Origin of the sequence: Dactylosporangium sp. CS-047395 (assembly GCF_050942185.1) — a bacterium.
Taxonomy (GTDB): domain Bacteria; phylum Actinomycetota; class Actinomycetes; order Mycobacteriales; family Micromonosporaceae; genus Dactylosporangium.
This window is the reverse complement of record NZ_CP192015.1, coordinates 10,108,558-10,124,361: the sequence shown is the minus strand read 5'-3', so window position 1 is coordinate 10,124,361 and position 15,804 is coordinate 10,108,558. Positions and strand designations below refer to the sequence as shown.

17 protein-coding genes are annotated in these 15,804 nt (G+C 73.0%); 15 read left to right on the top strand and 2 right to left on the bottom strand.

Annotation, left to right across the window (positions count from 1 at the left end):
* Nucleotides 1-147: 147 nt before the first annotated feature.
* From ACQP00_RS47280 to ACQP00_RS47255, 6 genes are all read left to right on the top strand, one after another.
* Complete coding sequence (locus ACQP00_RS47280; RefSeq protein WP_433210267.1) at nt 148-2,970, top strand: Rne/Rng family ribonuclease; 2,823 nt, start codon at nt 148-150, stop codon at nt 2,968-2,970.
* 130 nt (nt 2,971-3,100) lie between these two features.
* Nucleotides 3,101-3,415 carry a 50S ribosomal protein L21 gene (rplU, locus tag ACQP00_RS47275; RefSeq protein WP_433051336.1) on the top strand — a complete coding sequence of 105 codons (315 nt, stop codon included), beginning with the start codon at nt 3,101-3,103 and terminating at the stop codon, nt 3,413-3,415.
* A gap of 10 nt (nt 3,416-3,425) precedes the next feature.
* A complete protein-coding gene (gene rpmA / locus ACQP00_RS47270) occupies nt 3,426-3,683 on the top strand; it encodes a 50S ribosomal protein L27 (protein WP_433051333.1) in 258 nt (85 codons plus the stop codon).
* Nucleotides 3,684-3,777: 94 nt separating this feature from the next.
* Nucleotides 3,778-5,232, top strand: coding sequence for a GTPase ObgE (obgE, locus tag ACQP00_RS47265; RefSeq protein WP_433210265.1), 1,455 nt, complete (start codon nt 3,778-3,780; stop codon nt 5,230-5,232).
* Nucleotides 5,233-5,301: 69 nt separating this feature from the next.
* Nucleotides 5,302-6,222, top strand: a complete 921-nt coding sequence (locus tag ACQP00_RS47260) for a GNAT family N-acetyltransferase (protein ID WP_433210263.1) — start codon at nt 5,302-5,304, stop codon at nt 6,220-6,222.
* A gap of 16 nt (nt 6,223-6,238) precedes the next feature.
* Entirely contained in the window at nt 6,239-7,387 is a 1,149-nt protein-coding gene (locus ACQP00_RS47255) for a hypothetical protein (protein WP_433210262.1), read from the top strand.
* Here the strand turns inward: ACQP00_RS47255 and trpS are convergent.
* Nucleotides 7,320-8,372 carry a tryptophan--tRNA ligase gene (gene trpS, locus ACQP00_RS47250; RefSeq protein WP_433210260.1) on the bottom strand — a complete coding sequence of 351 codons (1,053 nt, stop codon included), beginning with the start codon at nt 8,370-8,372 and terminating at the stop codon, nt 7,320-7,322. The genes ACQP00_RS47255 and trpS overlap by 68 nt on opposite strands.
* A gap of 270 nt (nt 8,373-8,642) precedes the next feature.
* Between trpS and ACQP00_RS47245 the strand changes: the two genes are divergently transcribed.
* Together ACQP00_RS47245 and ACQP00_RS47240 are read left to right on the top strand one after the other, a co-directional pair.
* On the top strand, nt 8,643-8,813 hold the full coding sequence (locus tag ACQP00_RS47245) for a hypothetical protein (protein WP_433210258.1): 171 nt from the start codon (nt 8,643-8,645) through the stop codon (nt 8,811-8,813).
* Nucleotides 8,814-8,818: 5 nt separating this feature from the next.
* Nucleotides 8,819-9,367, top strand: coding sequence for a hypothetical protein (locus ACQP00_RS47240; RefSeq protein WP_433210256.1), 549 nt, complete (start codon nt 8,819-8,821; stop codon nt 9,365-9,367).
* A gap of 57 nt (nt 9,368-9,424) precedes the next feature.
* On the opposite strand, the gene ACQP00_RS47235 is transcribed toward ACQP00_RS47240, so the two are convergent.
* On the bottom strand, nt 9,425-9,637 hold the full coding sequence (locus ACQP00_RS47235; protein WP_433224247.1) for a DUF397 domain-containing protein: 213 nt from the start codon (nt 9,635-9,637) through the stop codon (nt 9,425-9,427).
* 100 nt (nt 9,638-9,737) lie between these two features.
* Between ACQP00_RS47235 and nadD the strand changes: the two genes are divergently transcribed.
* The 7 genes from nadD to ACQP00_RS47200 all read left to right on the top strand — a co-directional run bounded on the left by nadD (nt 9,738) and on the right by ACQP00_RS47200 (nt 15,773).
* Entirely contained in the window at nt 9,738-10,316 is a 579-nt protein-coding gene (nadD, locus tag ACQP00_RS47230) for a nicotinate-nucleotide adenylyltransferase (RefSeq protein ID WP_433224245.1), read from the top strand.
* An 80-nt stretch (nt 10,317-10,396) separates the two neighbouring features.
* Nucleotides 10,397-10,780, top strand: coding sequence for a ribosome silencing factor (gene rsfS / locus ACQP00_RS47225; protein ID WP_433210254.1), 384 nt, complete (start codon nt 10,397-10,399; stop codon nt 10,778-10,780).
* Nucleotides 10,777-11,376: a histidine phosphatase family protein gene (locus ACQP00_RS47220; protein ID WP_433210252.1), complete on the top strand. Its 600-nt coding sequence runs from the start codon at nt 10,777-10,779 to the stop codon at nt 11,374-11,376. Before rsfS ends, ACQP00_RS47220 begins: the two co-directional genes overlap by 4 nt.
* 43 nt (nt 11,377-11,419) lie before the next feature.
* Entirely contained in the window at nt 11,420-11,803 is a 384-nt protein-coding gene (locus ACQP00_RS47215) for a hypothetical protein (RefSeq protein WP_433210250.1), read from the top strand.
* Between the two features lie 103 nt (nt 11,804-11,906).
* Complete coding sequence (locus ACQP00_RS47210; RefSeq protein WP_433210248.1) at nt 11,907-12,770, top strand: DegV family protein; 864 nt, start codon at nt 11,907-11,909, stop codon at nt 12,768-12,770.
* A gap of 52 nt (nt 12,771-12,822) precedes the next feature.
* On the top strand, nt 12,823-13,503 hold the full coding sequence (locus tag ACQP00_RS47205) for a helix-hairpin-helix domain-containing protein (RefSeq protein ID WP_433210246.1): 681 nt from the start codon (nt 12,823-12,825) through the stop codon (nt 13,501-13,503).
* Nucleotides 13,500-15,773: a ComEC/Rec2 family competence protein gene (locus tag ACQP00_RS47200; protein WP_433210244.1), complete on the top strand. Its 2,274-nt coding sequence runs from the start codon at nt 13,500-13,502 to the stop codon at nt 15,771-15,773. Before ACQP00_RS47205 ends, ACQP00_RS47200 begins: the two co-directional genes overlap by 4 nt.
* The last annotated feature ends 31 nt before the right edge of the window (nt 15,774-15,804 follow it).

The following is a 15,804-nucleotide window of genomic DNA, read 5'->3' as shown; positions in this document are numbered from 1 at the left end:
CGGGATGCCGGTCGCCAGGGCGCGAGGTTGGCAGACTTTCGGCGGATCGTCCGCGTCGCGGATACCTCCGCCGGCACAACATATATGGGTGTGCCTGTGTGGCTGCGTTCTACGCGCCCGGGAGCACCAGAACTGGAGAACGTCCGCATGTTCGACAACGAGTCGGCCGGCGGCGAGACCACCGGCGAGGAGCCGGTGGCTGCTGCCGCAGCCAGCGACGAAGAGACCACCGCACCCGTGCGGCGCACGCGCCGCCGGGCTACCAAGGCCGCCGCCGAGCCGCCTGCTCCGGAGGAGTCGGCACCCCCCGCCTCCGCCGAGGAGGAGCCCGCGCCGCGGACCACCCGTCGGCGCCGCAAGGTCGCCGAACCTGACGAAACGGGCGAATCCGGCGAGTCTGGGCAGCAGGCCCTTCCGCTGGAGGAACCGCCCGCGCCGGTGAAGACGACCCGGACCCGGCGCTCCCGGGCCAAGGTCGTGGAACCCGAGCCGGAGCCCGAGCCCGAGCCGCTGCCCGTCGCCGAGGAGCTTCCGGAAGAGGAAGAGCCGCTCGGCGACGAGATCGCGGCCGAGGAGGCCGAGCAGGACTCCGACACGCCCGAGGAGCTCGAGCCCCTGGTCGTGGAGGACGAGCCGCCGGCCCGCCGCGGGCGCCGGGCTGCCCCCGCCGTCCAGCTGCTGTTCATGCCGCCCAGCGAGCAGGCACCACCACCGCCGGCCCGTGCCGAGCGGGTCGAGCGCGTGGAGCGCGCCGAGCGCGTGGAGGACGAGGAGCTCGCCGAGGAGGAGCCGGTCGGCCGCAGCCGCCGGCGCCGCCGGGGCCGGGCCGCGGCCGAGGAGGTCGTCGCCGAGGCGCCCGCCGAGGCGGTGGAGGCCGCCGTCGAGACCGACGAGGCCGACACCGAGGCCGACGAGGACGAGGACGAGGACGGCTTCGAGGGCAGCGGCCGCCGCCGGCGCCGCCGGGGCCGGCGTGGCCGTGGACGCGGCCGGGGCGGCGTGGGCGACGACGACGAGGGCGACGAGACCGCCGAGGGCGAGGAGGCCGCCGCCGAGGAGGCGGAGGAGGCGTCCGCCGAGGACGAGGGCGACGAGGACGGCGAGGGCCTGACCCGCCGCCGGCGCCGCCGCCGGCGCAAGGGCGCCGCCGACACCGAGGCCGCCGACGACCCGCACGTGGTCGTCAAGATCCGCGAGCCGCGCTCGGCCGCCCGCGACGAGGTGCAGGGCGTCTCCGGCTCGACCCGGCTGGAGGCCAAGCGCCAGCGCCGCCGGGACGGCCGCGAGCAGCGCCGGACCCGCCCGCCGATCCTGAGCGAGTCGGAGTTCCTGGCCCGCCGCGAGGCCGTGGACCGCAGCATGGTCATCCGGCAGAAGAACGACCGGACCCAGATCGCCGTGCTCGAGGACAAGGTGCTCGTCGAGCACTACGTGACCCGGGCCTCGTCGAGCTCGATGGTCGGCAACGTCTACCTCGGGCGCGTCCAGAACGTGCTGCCCAGCATGGAGGCGGCGTTCGTCGACATCGGCCGGGGCCGCAACGCCGTGCTCTACGCCGGCGAGGTCAACTGGGACGCCACCGGCCTGGAGGGCCGCACCCGCACCATCGAGCAGGCGCTGAAGTCCGGCGACTCGGTGCTCGTGCAGGTCACCAAGGACCCGATCGGCACCAAGGGGGCCCGCCTCACCAGCCACATCGCGCTGTCCGGGCGGCACCTGGTCTACGTGCCGCACGGCAACGCCTCCGGGATCAGCCGCAAGCTCTCCGACATCGAGCGCAAGCGGCTGCGTGACGTGCTCAAGAACCTGGTGCCCGACGGCGCCGGCGTGATCGTGCGCACCGCGGCCGAGGGCGCCTCCGAGGACGACCTGGAGCGCGACGTCAAGCGGCTGCAGGCGCAGTGGGAGGCGATCCAGGAGAAGTCCCGCAGCAGCAGTGCGCCGGCCCTGCTCTACGAGGAGCCCGAGCTGGTCGTGCGGGTCGTGCGGGACCTGTTCAACGAGGACTTCCGCGAGCTGGTCATCCAGGGCAACGAGGCCTTCGACTCGGTCGAGCCCTACCTCTCGCACGTCTCGCCGGACCTCGTCGACCGGGTGCGCCGCTACACCGGCACCGGCGACGTCTTCGCCGACCTGCGCATCGACGAGCAGCTGATCAAGGCGCTGGACCGGCGGGTGTTCCTGCCCTCCGGCGGCAGCCTGGTCATCGACCGCACCGAGGCGATGACCGTCATCGACGTGAACACCGGCAAGTACACCGGCGCCGGGGGCAACCTCGAGGAGACGGTCACCCGCAACAACCTGGAGGCGGCCGAGGAGATCGTCCACCAGCTGCGGCTGCGCGACCTCGGCGGCATCATCGTCATCGACTTCATCGACATGGTCCTGGAGTCCAACCGCGAGCTGGTGCTGCGCCGGCTGACCGAGTGCCTGGGCCGGGACCGGACCAAGCACCAGGTCACCGAGATCACCTCGCTCGGCCTGGTCCAGATGACCCGCAAGCGGGTCGGCCAGGGTCTGCTGGAGGCCTTCAGCGAGACCTGCGAGGTCTGCAAGGGCCGCGGCCTGATCATCCACACCGAGCCGATCCCGGAGAAGCGCGGCGGCGGCGGCGGTGGGGGCGGCGGCAACGGCCACAGTCACGCGGTCGCCAAGGTCGCCTCGGCCGCGACCGGGCCGGGCGTCACCTCCGGGGTGGAGGAGGCCGACGCACCCGCGCCGCGCAGCCGCCGCCGGGGCCGCCGCGGGGCCACCGCGGTCGCCGAGGAGGAGACCGCCGAGGAGTCGCCGGCCGTCGAGGCGCACCGGGCCGATCCGCACCGGGCCGATCCGGGTGAGGAGGGCGACTTCACGCCGATCGCCTCCGAGGACGACCCCGACAACGTCGAGGACGACGAGGAAGAGGGCGCCGGCAACGGGGCCCGGCGCCGCACTCGCCGGGGTGGCGTCCGCCGCCGGACCCGGCCCTGATTTGGGGAGTACGCCCCTGGTGGCGTACTCTCTTCAAAGCGCACTTTCGTGCGCGGGGTCTTTTGCGTGCCGGTCAGGCTACGCAGCTTGGACCAGCCCGCCAGAGCTCTACGACAGGAGTCCGCGTCCCATGTACGCGATCGTCAAGACCGGCGGCAAGCAGTACAAGGTCGCCGAGGGCGATGTGATCGAGGTCGAGAAGCTCGCGGGCGAGCCGGGCGATGCGCTGACGCTCTCCGCTGTCCTGCTTGTCGACGGCGAGGATCTCATCACCGACGCGGCCAAGCTTGCCAGTTCCGCGGTGACCGCTGAGGTCGTCGCGCACACCAAGGGTCCGAAGATCCGGATCCACAAGTTCAAGAACAAGACCGGCTACCACAAGCGCCAGGGTCACCGTCAGCCGCTGACCCAGGTGAAGGTCACCGGCATCTCCACCGGGAAGTAGGGCAAGCGCGATGGCACACAAAAAGGGTGCGTCCAGCTCGCGGAACGGGCGCGACTCCGCCGCCCAGCGGCTCGGCGTGAAGCGGTTCGGTGGCCAGTTGGTCAACGCGGGTGAGATCATCATCCGCCAGCGCGGCACCAAGTTCCACCCGGGCGACCTGGTCGGCCGCGGCGGCGACGACACGCTCTTCGCGCTCGCCCCGGGTCACGTGACCTTCGGCACCAAGCGCGGCCGCAAGACGATCAGCATCACGCCGGTCGAGGCCTGATTTTCGGAAGTTTTGCGCGCGGCGGGCAGGGGCATGACGGTCCCTCGCCCGCCGTTGCTGCGTTATTGGGACGTTGAGGGAAGGGTGTTCTGCGGTGACCTCGTTCGTTGACCGGGCCGTGCTGCACGTGAAGGCCGGCGACGGCGGTCACGGCTGCGTGTCCATCCACCGGGAGAAGTTCAAGCCGTTCGGCGGGCCGGACGGCGGCGACGGCGGGCATGGCGGCAGCGTCACGCTCATCGTCGACCCGGGCGTGCACACCCTGCTCGACTTCCACTTCCACCCGCACCAGAAGGCCCGCAACGGCGCCGGGGGAGCCGGCAACGACCGCGACGGCGCGAACGGCGAGACCCTGGAGTTGCGGGTGCCCGACGGCACCGTAGTGCAGTCCGTCGACGGCGAGGTGCTCGCCGACCTCGTGGGCGCCGGCACCAAGTTCGAGCTGGCCCGCGGCGGGCGGGGCGGGCGCGGCAACGCCTCCCTGGCCAGCACCCGCCGCAAGGCCCCGGGCTTCGCCGAGCTGGGCGAGCCGGGCGAGCAGCTCGACGTCGTGCTGGAGCTCAAGAGCGTCGCCGACGTCGGCCTGGTCGGGTTCCCCTCGGCCGGCAAGTCGTCGCTGATCGCCGCCATCTCCGCCGCTCGGCCAAAGATCGCCGACTACCCGTTCACCACGTTGGTGCCCAACCTCGGCGTCGTGCAGGCCGGCGAGGAGACGTTCACCGTCGCCGACGTGCCCGGGCTGATCCCCGGCGCGGCCACCGGCAAGGGCCTGGGCCTGGAGTTCCTGCGGCACATCGAGCGCACCGCGGTGCTCGCCCACGTGGTGGACTGCGCGGCGCTGGAGACCGAGCGCGACCCGGTGTCGGACATCGACGCGATCGAGGCCGAGCTGTCCGCGTACGGCGGGCTCGAGGACCGGCCGCGGCTCGTCGTGCTCAACAAGATCGACGTGCCCGACGGGCGGGACCTGGCCGAGATCATGCAGCCCGAGCTGGAGGACCGCGGCTTCGCCGTGCACCTGGTCAGCGCGGTGACCCACGAGAACCTGCGCGAGCTCACCTTCGCCCTGGCCGCGCTGGTCAAGGAGCACCGGCTGGCCGCGCCGCCGCCGGAGCGGACCCGGATCGTGCTGCGCCCGGTCGCGGTCGACGACAGCGGCTTCACCATCGAGCGCGACAGCGAGGGCGTGTTCGTGGTCAGCGGCGGCGCGCCCGAGCGCTGGGTGCGCCAGACCAACTTCGACAACGACGAGGCCGTCGGGTACCTTGCCGACCGCCTCGCCCGCCTCGGCGTCGAGTCCGCGCTCAAGAAGGCCGGCGCGGAGCCGGGAGATCCGGTTCGCATTGGCGTCCGTGAATTCGACTGGCAGCCGAACCAGTTCGCCGAGGAGGAGTTCGTGCCCGGCAACCGGGGCACCGACTACCGCATCGAGGACGCCAACAAGCGGGTCGGCGCGGCCGAGCGCAAGGCCATGCGGGCCGCCCGCCGCGTCCCGTACGAGCAGCGGGAACTTTCACCCGCGAGTGAGCCCGACGACGACGATTTTTAACGCGCCCCGCAACGCGATCTGCCCGTTCAGGGAAACATCGGGGAAATCGAGGGTGCGTACCGTCGGTCCATGTTGATCGAGCAACGTCCATCGGGCGACTCGGAGGTGAGCGCGCTCGTCGTCGACCAGCAGGTCGAGCTGCGCACGCGCGACGGTGGCCGGGAGGGCCACGTGTACGCGGTCGACCCGGCCGCCCGCTACCTGGTCGCGGTCGTCGGCGGGGAGGCCGTGGCCTGCGGCGCGCTGCTCGCCCTGGACCTGGACGCGGCCGAGGTGACCAGGCTGTACGTGCGCCCGGCGTACCGCAACCGCGGGCTCGGCCGGCGCATGCTCGCCGCGATCGAGGACCTCGCCGCGTCCCGGGGCCACCGGGTGCTGCGGCTGGAGGCGGGCGTGACCGCGCCCGAGGCGATCGCGCTGTTCCTCGGGGCCGGCTACCGGCCCATCCCGCGCTTCGGCCGGTACGTGCGGTACGAGGCCAGCCGCTGCTTCGAGAAGCGCTTCGACGACACCGGCGAGGTGCGCGTGCTGCGCAAGGCGGCCACCGACCCGGCCGTCGCCGAGCTCGTCACGCTCTCCGCCGACGAGGCCGCGAGCCGCTACGGCGACACGGAGGCCCGCCGGTTCCCGATCGACCCGCGGGCCAAGTTCGTGCTCGCCACGATCGGCGGGATCGGCGCCGGGTGCGGGGCGATCCAGCCCATCGACGACCAGACCGTCGAGGTCAAGCGCATGTACGTGCGCCCGGTGTACCGCGGCAACGGCATCGCCCGGCGCACGCTCGCGGCGCTCGAGGACCTCGCGGCGGCCTCGCACTACCTGTTCATACGGCTCGAAACGGGCGCCCGGCAGCCGGAGTCGATCCGATTGTACGAATCGGCCGGTTACCGACCGATTCCGCCGTATGGGCCGTACGTACACAGCCCGCTCAGCCTGTGCTACGAAAAACTCGTGATTGCCCCGGAGCCCATCGCGTCTGAGCTCGGCTGAGGCTAATGTTCGGTCGGTGGGCATCCTCGAGCGGCTGACCCGACCGGCCCGTTCACCACGGGAGCGCTTCGCCGACCAGGTGCTGGCCGAGCTGCGCCGACGCGGGTTCACCGACGCCGAATTCCGCCCGACCCAGTTCGCCATCGTGTGCGAATGCGGCCAGGACGCGTACAGCACACTCTTCCTGTCGAAGGCGTTTTCGCAGTACCAGCGCAGTCACGGCGACCGCAAGCAGTTCGTGCGGGAGTTCGTCGCGCACAGCCTCGCCCCGCCGGCGCAGCCCAGGACCTTCGCCGAGGCGCTGCCCGAGCTGCGGCTCGCCCTGCGCCACGCCGCCCGCGGGACCCGCACGCTGCGCCGCCCCGCCCTGCCGCATCTCGACGAGGTGGTGCTGGCCGGGGACGTGCCGCTGGACAACCAGAGCCCGGCGCGCTGGGGGGTGAGCGCGGAGGCGATCTTCGCGGCGGCGCACAACCGCACGCTCGCTCGCGCCGAACTGCCGGCCTCGGCGGGTTTTTTCGGTCCATCGGTACTGCACGTGCCCGACTACGGCGGCGAGCAGCTGGTCTCCTGGGTCCTGCTGGAGGGCTGGCTCGCCGAGCTCGACGAGCAGGTCGGCGGCCGGGCGGTGGCGTTCCTGCCCAGCACGCTGATGCTGCTCGTGTGCGCGGACGAGCCGCGGCTGGTCGAGCAGCTCTACGACCTCGCGGCCGACGAGTACGCGCGCACGCCGCGGCCGCTCTCGCCGATGGCCTACACCACCGACGACGACGGCCGGGTGGTGCCGTTCCTGCCCGATCGGGGGCATCCGGCGTACCCCGCGGCGGCCAAGGCGGCCCGGCGGCTCGCGGTCGACGTGGCCGAGCACCAGCGGCGCACGCTGGGCGACCCGGACCTGGCCGAGGCCACCCTCGCCGCCCGGCCGGACGGCTCGGCGTTCACGACGGCCCAGTGGACCGTGGGGACGCCGGCGCTGCTGCCCGTGGTCGATCTGGTGGGCGTGTCCGTGCCGGGCGAGAAGGTGTTCCACGTGCCGTGGGCGCTGCTGGTCGAGGCCGATCTCGTGATCGAGGAGATCGACTACCGGCCGTCGCGCTTCAGCGTGGTGCCGGAGCCGTCCGAGGCGTCGCTGGGGTACCTGCGGGAGCGGGCCGTCCGCTGGTGACGGTGGTTTTTACCGCTTTCCTGCTGAGGCCCATCGCGGTTTTGACGCGCTGGACCGTGGCGTCGGCGCGTTCGGCGGCCTGTTCCGCGCCCTGAGCGAGGGCCTGTTCGATGTCGTCGGCGGCGAGCTCGCGGTAGCGGCGCTGGATGGGCTCCAGCAGGGCGATCACCGCGTCGGCGACGGCCGTCTTCAGGGCGCCGTAGCTGGTGTAGCCGGCGGCGAGCTGTCCGGGCTGCGCGTTCGTACAGGTGGCCAGCAGATCGAGCAGGTTGGAGACGCCCGGTTTGCCCTCGGGGTCGTAGGCGACCTCGGTGCCGGCGTCGGTGACCGCCCGCATGATCTTGCGGCGGAGGACGTCCGGCGGGTCGAGCAGGAACAGCACGCCGTTGGTGGCGGTGTTGGTCTTGCCCATCTTGGCCGCCGGGTCGGCCAGGTCGGCGAGGCGGGCCGCGATCGCCGGGTGCGTGGCGCGCGGAACGGTGAAGACCGGGCCGTGCCGCTCGTTGAACCGCAGCGCCAGATCGCGGGTCAGTTCGACGTGCTGGCGCTGGTCGCGGCCGACGGGCACCTCGGCGATGTCGTGCAACAGGATGTCCGCGGCCATGAGCACGGGGTACGTGAGCAGCGACAGCCGGGTACCGCTGCCGCCGCCTTTCTCCTTGAACTGGATCATGCGGTGCGCCTCGCCGTAGCTCGTCGTGCACTCCAGCAGGTAATGCAGCTCGTAGTGGGCGGCGAGGTCGGACTGCCGGTAGAGGATCGTGCGCCGCGGGTCGAGGCCGGCGGCGAGCAGGAGCCCGGCGACCTGCAGCGTCAGGTCGCGGAGGCGCTCGGGATCGTGCGGCACGGTGAGGGCGTGCAGGTCGGCGACGAACGCGACGGTGGGCCGGTCCTGGCCCAGCACCAGCGGGCGGATGGCGCCGACGTAGTTGCCGAGCTGCAGGGGGCCGGTGGGCTTGAAACCGGAGATGCGGCGGTCGGACATGGGACTGTTCCTCCTGCAAATCGGAGCCGCCGGTCCCGGGCGGTGCGCGCACACCAAGAAGGCCACCCGGTTTCCGGGCGGCCCTGGTGATGTGGGGTTGTCGCGAACGCGAAGACTGGCCGCCCCTAGCGGGCGCGCCAGCTGTTCTGTCGAGTGCTTCGCGACATACGCAGAGGGTAGCGCAGGTCGGTCGGTGCTGGCCCCTCCCAAGCGGCGTTTTGTGGTGTTGCCTGGGGGGTGGGGGCGGAAGGCGTCGGTGGGGGAGGACCTGTGCGAGACGAGGAATGCAAGGGTGGGGGCTGGCTGCGGCTGGAGTGCCCGGCGTGCCGGGGGTGGCTCGGCATTCCGGAGCACGTGCCGCCGGGGGTGGCGGCGGAGCGGGTGGCGCGGCGGATCGACGCGTTCACCCACCGGCACCGCGCGTGCGGGCGGCGGCCGTGATGCGGGTGCGGCAGTTCCGGCTGCTGGTGGCCGGGGAGCTGACCGAGCCGGCGGCGGACGCGCTGTTCGTGCGGGCGCGGGACCTGTGCGTGGAGGCGCTGCCGTCGCGGGGTGGGCTGCCCGTCGTGCCGGTGGGCTGGGCCGCCCCGCCGGCGCCGCCCGGCGACGACGGGGGCTGGGTCGGCTGGGTGGCCTTCGACCGGCCGGCGCCGACGCTGATCGACGCGGTGGTGTCCGGGGTGCGCGACCTGGACGTGGCGGGGCTGGCCATCGCGGCCGCGATCGCCGACGACTCGCTGGTCACGGCGTTCACGATCGCGGAGCGGGGCGGGCGGATGGCGGCGCTGGTGCCGCTCGGGTCGTGGGTGCGGCCGGTGTACGACTGGGCCTCGTGCTCGGCTTCCGGGGCTGACGCGCCGGGGGTTGACGCGCCGGGGGTTGACGCGTCGGACGGTGATGAGGAGGCGGTGTTCGAGGCGGTCTCGCTCGTACTGCGGGTGCGCGCGCTCGCGCCGCGGCTGGAGCGGCTGGCGCCGTTGCGGTCGCTGCTCTAGCCGTACAAGTGCGGCGGTTGTCCTTGGCGGTTGGTTTTTTTGTCCTTGGCGGGTGCCTCAGACGTCGAACTCGCCGTCTTTGGCGCCCGCCACGAAGGCGTCCCATTCGTCCTGGGTGAAGACGAGGACCGGGCTGTCCGGGTCGGTGCCGTTGCGCAGGCCGATGAGGTCGTCGACGAACGCCACCTCGACGCGGCTGCCGTGACTGTCGCCGGGCGCCGAACGCCACACGGCGCGGGAACTGTCGAAATCGCCCTTCGGGTGGGACATCGTCATGCGCGTCACCGTACCGCCAACCGTCGCGGTGATGCTCCGCACGTCCCCCGTTCGCGCTCGCGATCATTACGATGCGGTGATGCGTGTGGGCATCATGGGCGGCACCTTCGATCCGATCCACCACGGCCACCTCGTGGCGGCCAGCGAGGTGGCCGACCGGTTCGGGCTCGACCAGGTGGTCTTCGTCCCGACCGGGGAGCCGTGGCAGAAGAGCGAGGTCGCGGTCAGCCCGGCCGAGGACCGGTACCTCATGACCGTCATCGCCACCGCCTCCAACCCGCGCTTCACGGTGAGCCGCGTGGACATCGACCGGGGCGGGCCCACATACACCGTGGACACGTTGCGTGACTTGCGGGCTGCTTACGGTACCGACGCGGAGTTGTTCTTCATCACCGGTGCGGACGCGCTGGGCAAGATCCTGTCGTGGAAGGACGCGCCCGACCTGTTCGAGCTGGCGCATTTCGTGGGCGTGACCCGGCCCGGGTTCGAGCTGAGCGCCTCGCACCTTCCGGCCGACCGGGTGAGCAAGGTGCAGGTGCCGGCCATGGCGATCTCCTCCACCGACTGCCGCCGGCGGGTCGAGGAGGGCAAGCCGGTCTGGTATCTGGTCCCCGACGGAGTGGTGCAGTACATCGCAAAGCGCGGTTTGTACCGAAAAGTCGGCAGTATCTGAGGAGCAAAATGTCGTACCCGCGTGAGAGGCTTGAACGAGCCCGGTGAACCTGACCGGGGTGGTCTTACGAAGGGAGCCCGGTGCCCGCGACTGAGCGTGCCCGCGAGCTGGCGCTCACCGCCGCGCAGGCGGCCGCCGACAAGAAGGCCGAGGACATCGTCATCCTCGACGTGGCCGACCAGCTGGTCATCACCGACGCGTTCCTGCTCGCTTCGGCGCCCAACGAGCGCCAGGTGCTGTCGATCGTCGACGCGATCGAGGAGCGGCTGGTGCAGCTGCCGGAGAAGGCGAAGCCGGTGCGGCGCGAGGGCGAGCGCGGCGGGCGGTGGGTGCTGCTGGACTACGTGGACATCGTGGTGCATGTGCAGCATTCCGAGGAGCGCGAGTTCTACGCGCTCGATCGGCTGTGGAAGGACTGCCCGCAGATCGAGTTCGTGGACCGCGATCTCCCTGCTTCGGCATGACCCTCGTTGTTCTTTGGCGCCACGGGCAGACGGAGTGGAATCGGTCGCATCGGATTCAGGGGCAGACCGATACGCCCCTGTCACCGGTCGGCGTTGAGCAGGCGGCCGAGAGCGCGCCCCGGGTGGCCGCGCTGCAGCCGACCGTGTTCATCTCCAGCGACCTGCAGCGCGCCGCCACCACGGCCGCCGCCCTGACCGCCATCACCGGGATGGAGCCCACCTTCGACCCGCGGCTGCGCGAGCGCAGCTTCGGCGAGTGGGAGGGGCTCATGCACCCCGAGGCGATCGCGCGGTGGCCCGTGGCGTTCGAGCGCTGGCGGCGCGGCGACGAGGTCGGCGAGGCCGGCGTCGAGGAGATCGACGTGGTGGCCAAGCGGATGCTCGCGGCGCTGCACGAGGCGGTCGACAAGGCCGGGCCCGATGGTGTCGTCCTGGCCGCCACGCACGGCGCCGCCGCGCGGTTCGCGACGCTGGCGATGGTGGGGTTGCCGATGGAGTACGCGCCGCGGTTCGGGCCGATGCACAACTGCCACCGCACCCACCTGCGCCGCGACCCGAAGCGGGGCTGGCAGCTCGACGCGCACAACGTGCCCTGATTTGCATCGGAACCCCGGGGTGGGGTCTAGCGTCGAAGGTGTCATGAGGCTTGTAGCGCTGATCGTCGGGGGTGGGCTGGCTCTGGCCGGCCTTGCCGCGTGTGGGGAGACGTCGGAGCCGGTCACGGCGCCGCCGCCGTCCGTCGTGCCCACCACCGCCTCCGCACCTTCGGTTTCTCTTTCGCCGTCTCTTTCGCTCGGGTCGGAGCAGCCGCTCGTGTCCGTGCGGGGGACGGTCAAGGACGGGGTGGAGCCGGGGTGCGTGCTGCTCTCGGCGACCGACAGCAAGACGTATCTGCTGCTGGGCGGGGATCGGGCCGCTTTGAAGAGCGGGGCTACGGTGACCGTGTACGGCAAGCCCGAGCCGGAGATGATGAGCACGTGTCAGCAGGGCACGCCGTTCCGCGTCTCCCGGGTTGAGAACTGACGCTTTCCTTGAGGACGCGGTCCTCCTTCTTGGGGGCGTGGTCGCTTCTCGTGGGGGTGCGGTCGCTCTTTTTGGGGGCGCGGGGATCGGCTACCGTGCCGTCATGACCCGCCCGCAGCCTGTCGCCGTGGTCACCGACTCGACCGCGTATCTGCCGCCGTTGCCCGCCGGCGCCGTGGGCGGGCTCACCGTGGTGCCGCTCGCCGTGGTCGTCAACGGCGTGCCGGGCCTGGAGACCGTCGACATCGACTCGGCCACCGTCGCCGAGGCGCTCAACGCCCGCCGGGTCGCGGTCACCACGTCGCGGCCGTCGCCCGAGGCCTTCTCCCAGGTGTACCGCAAGCTGCTCGACGACGGCGCCCGGTCGGTGCTGTCCGTGCACCTGTCGGCGCAGCTCTCGGGCACGTACGACGCCGCGACCCTGGCCGCCGCCGACTTCGACGGGCGGGTCGAGGTCATCGACACCCAGTCGACCGGGATGGGGCTCGGCTTCCCCGCGCTGGCCGCCGCCGACGCGGCCGCGGCCGGTGGCTCGCCGGCCGAGGTGCGGGCGGCGGCGGAGGCGGCGGTGGGGCGTACGACGACGCTGTTCTATGTCGACACCCTCGAGTTCCTGCGCCGGGGCGGCCGGATCGGCGCGGCGGCCGCGCTGCTGGGCACGGCGCTGTCGGTCAAGCCGATCCTGCACACCACCGAGCAGGGCGTCGTGGTCCGCGAGAAGGTCCGCACGGCCGGCCGCGCGCTGGCCCGGCTGGTCGACATCGCGGTCGAGTCGGCCGGGGAGTCGGACGTGGACGTGGCCGTGCATCACCTGGCCGCCCCGGATCGGGCCGACGCGCTGCTCACGACCGTGAAGGAGCGGTTCGGGGAGCGGCTGCGCGGTGCGTACCTGACCGAGGTGGGCGCGGTGGTCGGGGCGCACGTGGGGCCGGGCATGGTCGCCGTGGTTATCCACAGGGTCGACTGAGTTATCCACAGGGGGTCTGCGGGCTTGCTCCGATCGGCCTAGCCTCCCTGGCGTGGACCGCGTGACCGAGCTTCCTGATGAGCTTCCTGATGTTTCCGGCGACGACTACCCCTGGGACGACGCCTTCCAGGACGACGCCCTCAAGCGCCGAAGACCTGGGCCGACCTGGGACCCGGGGCCGCGGGGGCGGCGGGTCCTGCTCGTGGTGGCCGGTTTCGTGGTGTGCCTCTCGGCCGCGCTGGTCTGGTTCTCGCGCCCGCATGTGACGGCGGCGCCTGCTCCCGCCGTGTCGGTGGCCGCCGCGCCCGCTTCGCCCGCCATTTTGATCGTTTCGGTGGCCGGGAAGGTGAACCGGCCGGGGCTGGTGCGGCTGCCGGCGGGCTCCCGGGTGGCCGACGCGATCGACGCGGCGGGCGGGATCGTGGCCGGGACCGATGTCACCGGGCTGAACCTGGCGCGCAAGGTGGTCGACGGGGAGATGATCGCCGTCGGGGTGCCGCCGCCGGTCGGGGCCGCTCCCGCCGGCGCCGGTCCTGGCTCGGGGTTGATCAACTTGAATACGGCCTCCGTGGCCGACCTGCAGAAGCTGCCCGGGATCGGAGAGGTGCTGGCGCAGCGGATCGTGGAGTTCCGCGACGGGCACGGCGGGTTCCGGGCTGTGACCGACCTGCGGCAGGTCGAGGGGATCGGCGACGCGAAGTTCGCGCAGCTCAAGGACAAGGTCACGGTATGACCGCCGACCTGCGCCTGGTCGGGGCGGCGCTGGGGTGCTGGTTCGCGGCGATCGGGGCGTTGTTCCTGCCCGCGGCGGTGGGGTGGGGCCTGGCCGGCGGGGCGTTGCTGGTGGCGGTGCTGTGGCGGTTCGGGCGGGCGCGGTGGATCGTGGCCGCGGCGGCGGCCGGGGTGGCCTGCGGCGCGGCGGCGACGGCGGCGCGGGTCGGCGAGCGGGACGCGGAGCCGTTGCGGGGGCTGGCCGTGCGACACGCCACGGTGCGGGCCGGGCTGGTGATCAGCGACGACCCGCGGCTCGGTCGGGCGCACGTCGGGCGGGACGCCACCGTGATCGTGCCCGCCCGGCTCGACTGGATCGAGACCGGCGAGCGGCGGATCGTGCTCTCCTCCCGGGTGTTGGTGCTGGCCGGCGACCGGGGCTGGCTCGGGCTGCTGCCGGGGCAGCATGCCGAGGCGTCCGCCCGGCTGTCCCCGCCCGACGGCGGGGATCTCGGGGCGGCGCTGCTCTCCATCAGCGCCGGGCCCACGCTGGTCGGGGCGGCGCCGTGGGTGCAGCGGGCCGCGGGGACGCTGCGGGCCGGGCTGCAGCGGGCCTGTGCTGGGTTGCCGGCCGAGCCGGGCGGGCTGTTGCCGGGGCTGGTGGTGGGGGACACCAGCCGGCTCGACCCGGCGCTCGCGGACGACTTCAAGACCACCGGACTGACCCACTTGACCGCTGTGAGCGGGGCGAATCTGGCGATCGTCGTCGGGCTGGTGCTCGTCGGGGTGCGGTGGTGCCGGGCCGGGCCCCGGGTGGCGGCGGTGCTGTGTGTGCTGGCGCTGGCGGGGTTCGTGGTGCTCGTACGGCCCTCGCCCAGTGTCCTGCGGGCCGCGGCCATGGGCGGGCTGGCGCTCGTCGCGCTCGCGCTCGGGCGGCCGCGGGCGGCGGTGCCGGCGCTCGCGGCGGGGGTGCTCGGGCTCGTCGTGCTCGATCCGGAACTGGCCGTCGACGCCGGGTTCGCGCTGTCGGTGCTCGCCACGGGCGGGTTGGTGCTCATCGCGCCGCGCTGGACCCGGGCCCTCGAAGAGCGCGGTTGGCCTCGGGTGGCGGCGGAGGCGGTGGCGGTGCCGGCGGCGGCTCAGGCGGCCTGCGCGCCCGTGATCGCGGCCATCTCGGCGAGCGTCAGCCTGACGACGATTCCGGCCAACCTGCTCGCGGCGCCGGCCGTCGCGCCGGCGACGATTCTCGGGCTCAGCTCGGCGGTGCTGTCGCCGGTGCTGCCCTCCCTCGCGGCCTTCGCGGCCTGGCTGGCGTCGTGGCCGGCCCGATGGCTGGTGGTCGTCGCGCACCGTGGGGCGGACGTGCCGGCCGGGCTGCTGCCGTGGCCCGGCGGGACCGGGGGCGGGCTGCTGCTCGGGGCGCTCGTCGCGGCGCTGCTGGCCGGGTTCCGGTGGCCGGTGGTGCGGCGCTGGGTCCTCGTCGCCGCGGTGGCCGCCGTGCTCGGGGCGGTGCCGGTGCGCTTCCTCGCCGCCGCCTGGCCGCCGCGGGGGTGGCTGGTGGTGGCGTGCGACGTGGGGCAGGGCGACGCGCTGGCGGTGGCGGCCGGGCCGGGTTCCGCTGTGGTCGTCGATGCCGGGCCGGAGCCGGACCCGGTGGACGGGTGCCTGCGGCGGCTCGGCGTGCACCGGGTGCCGCTCCTCGTGATCAGCCACTTCCACGTCGACCACGTGGGCGGGCTGGACGGGGTGCTGCGCGGGCGCCGGGTGGACGGGCTGCTGGTGCCGTCCTTCGCCGAGCCGGCCGCCGCTCGGTCGGCGGTGCTGGGGCGCGGGGTGCCGGCGGCTCCGGCGGTGCCGGGGTCGGCGCTGACCGTGGGGGAGGTGCGGGTCGAGGTGCTGGGGCCGGTGCGGCCGGTGACCGGGACTCGTTCGGACCCTAACAACAATTCGCTGGTACTGGCGGTGACCGTCGATGGGATCCGGGTGCTGCTGACCGGGGACGCCGAGACGGAGGAGCAGCTCAGCCTGCTGCCGCTGGCTCTGCGGGCCGACGTTCTGAAGGTCGCCCACCATGGGTCGGCCTACCAGTCCGAGGAGTTCCTTGCCGCCGTTTCGCCCCGGGTGGCGCTGGTCAGCGTGGGGGTCGGGAACGACTACGGGCATCCCAGTTCGGTGCTGCTCGCTCGGCTGGAGCGGGGTGGGGCGCGGGTGATGCGTACCGATCAGCTGGGGGATGTCGCCGTGGTGCGGGACGCCGATGGTCGCCTTGCCGTCGCCGCCCGCGGATCATGACGGACTTCGCCGCGGCGGCCGCGCGGGCGCG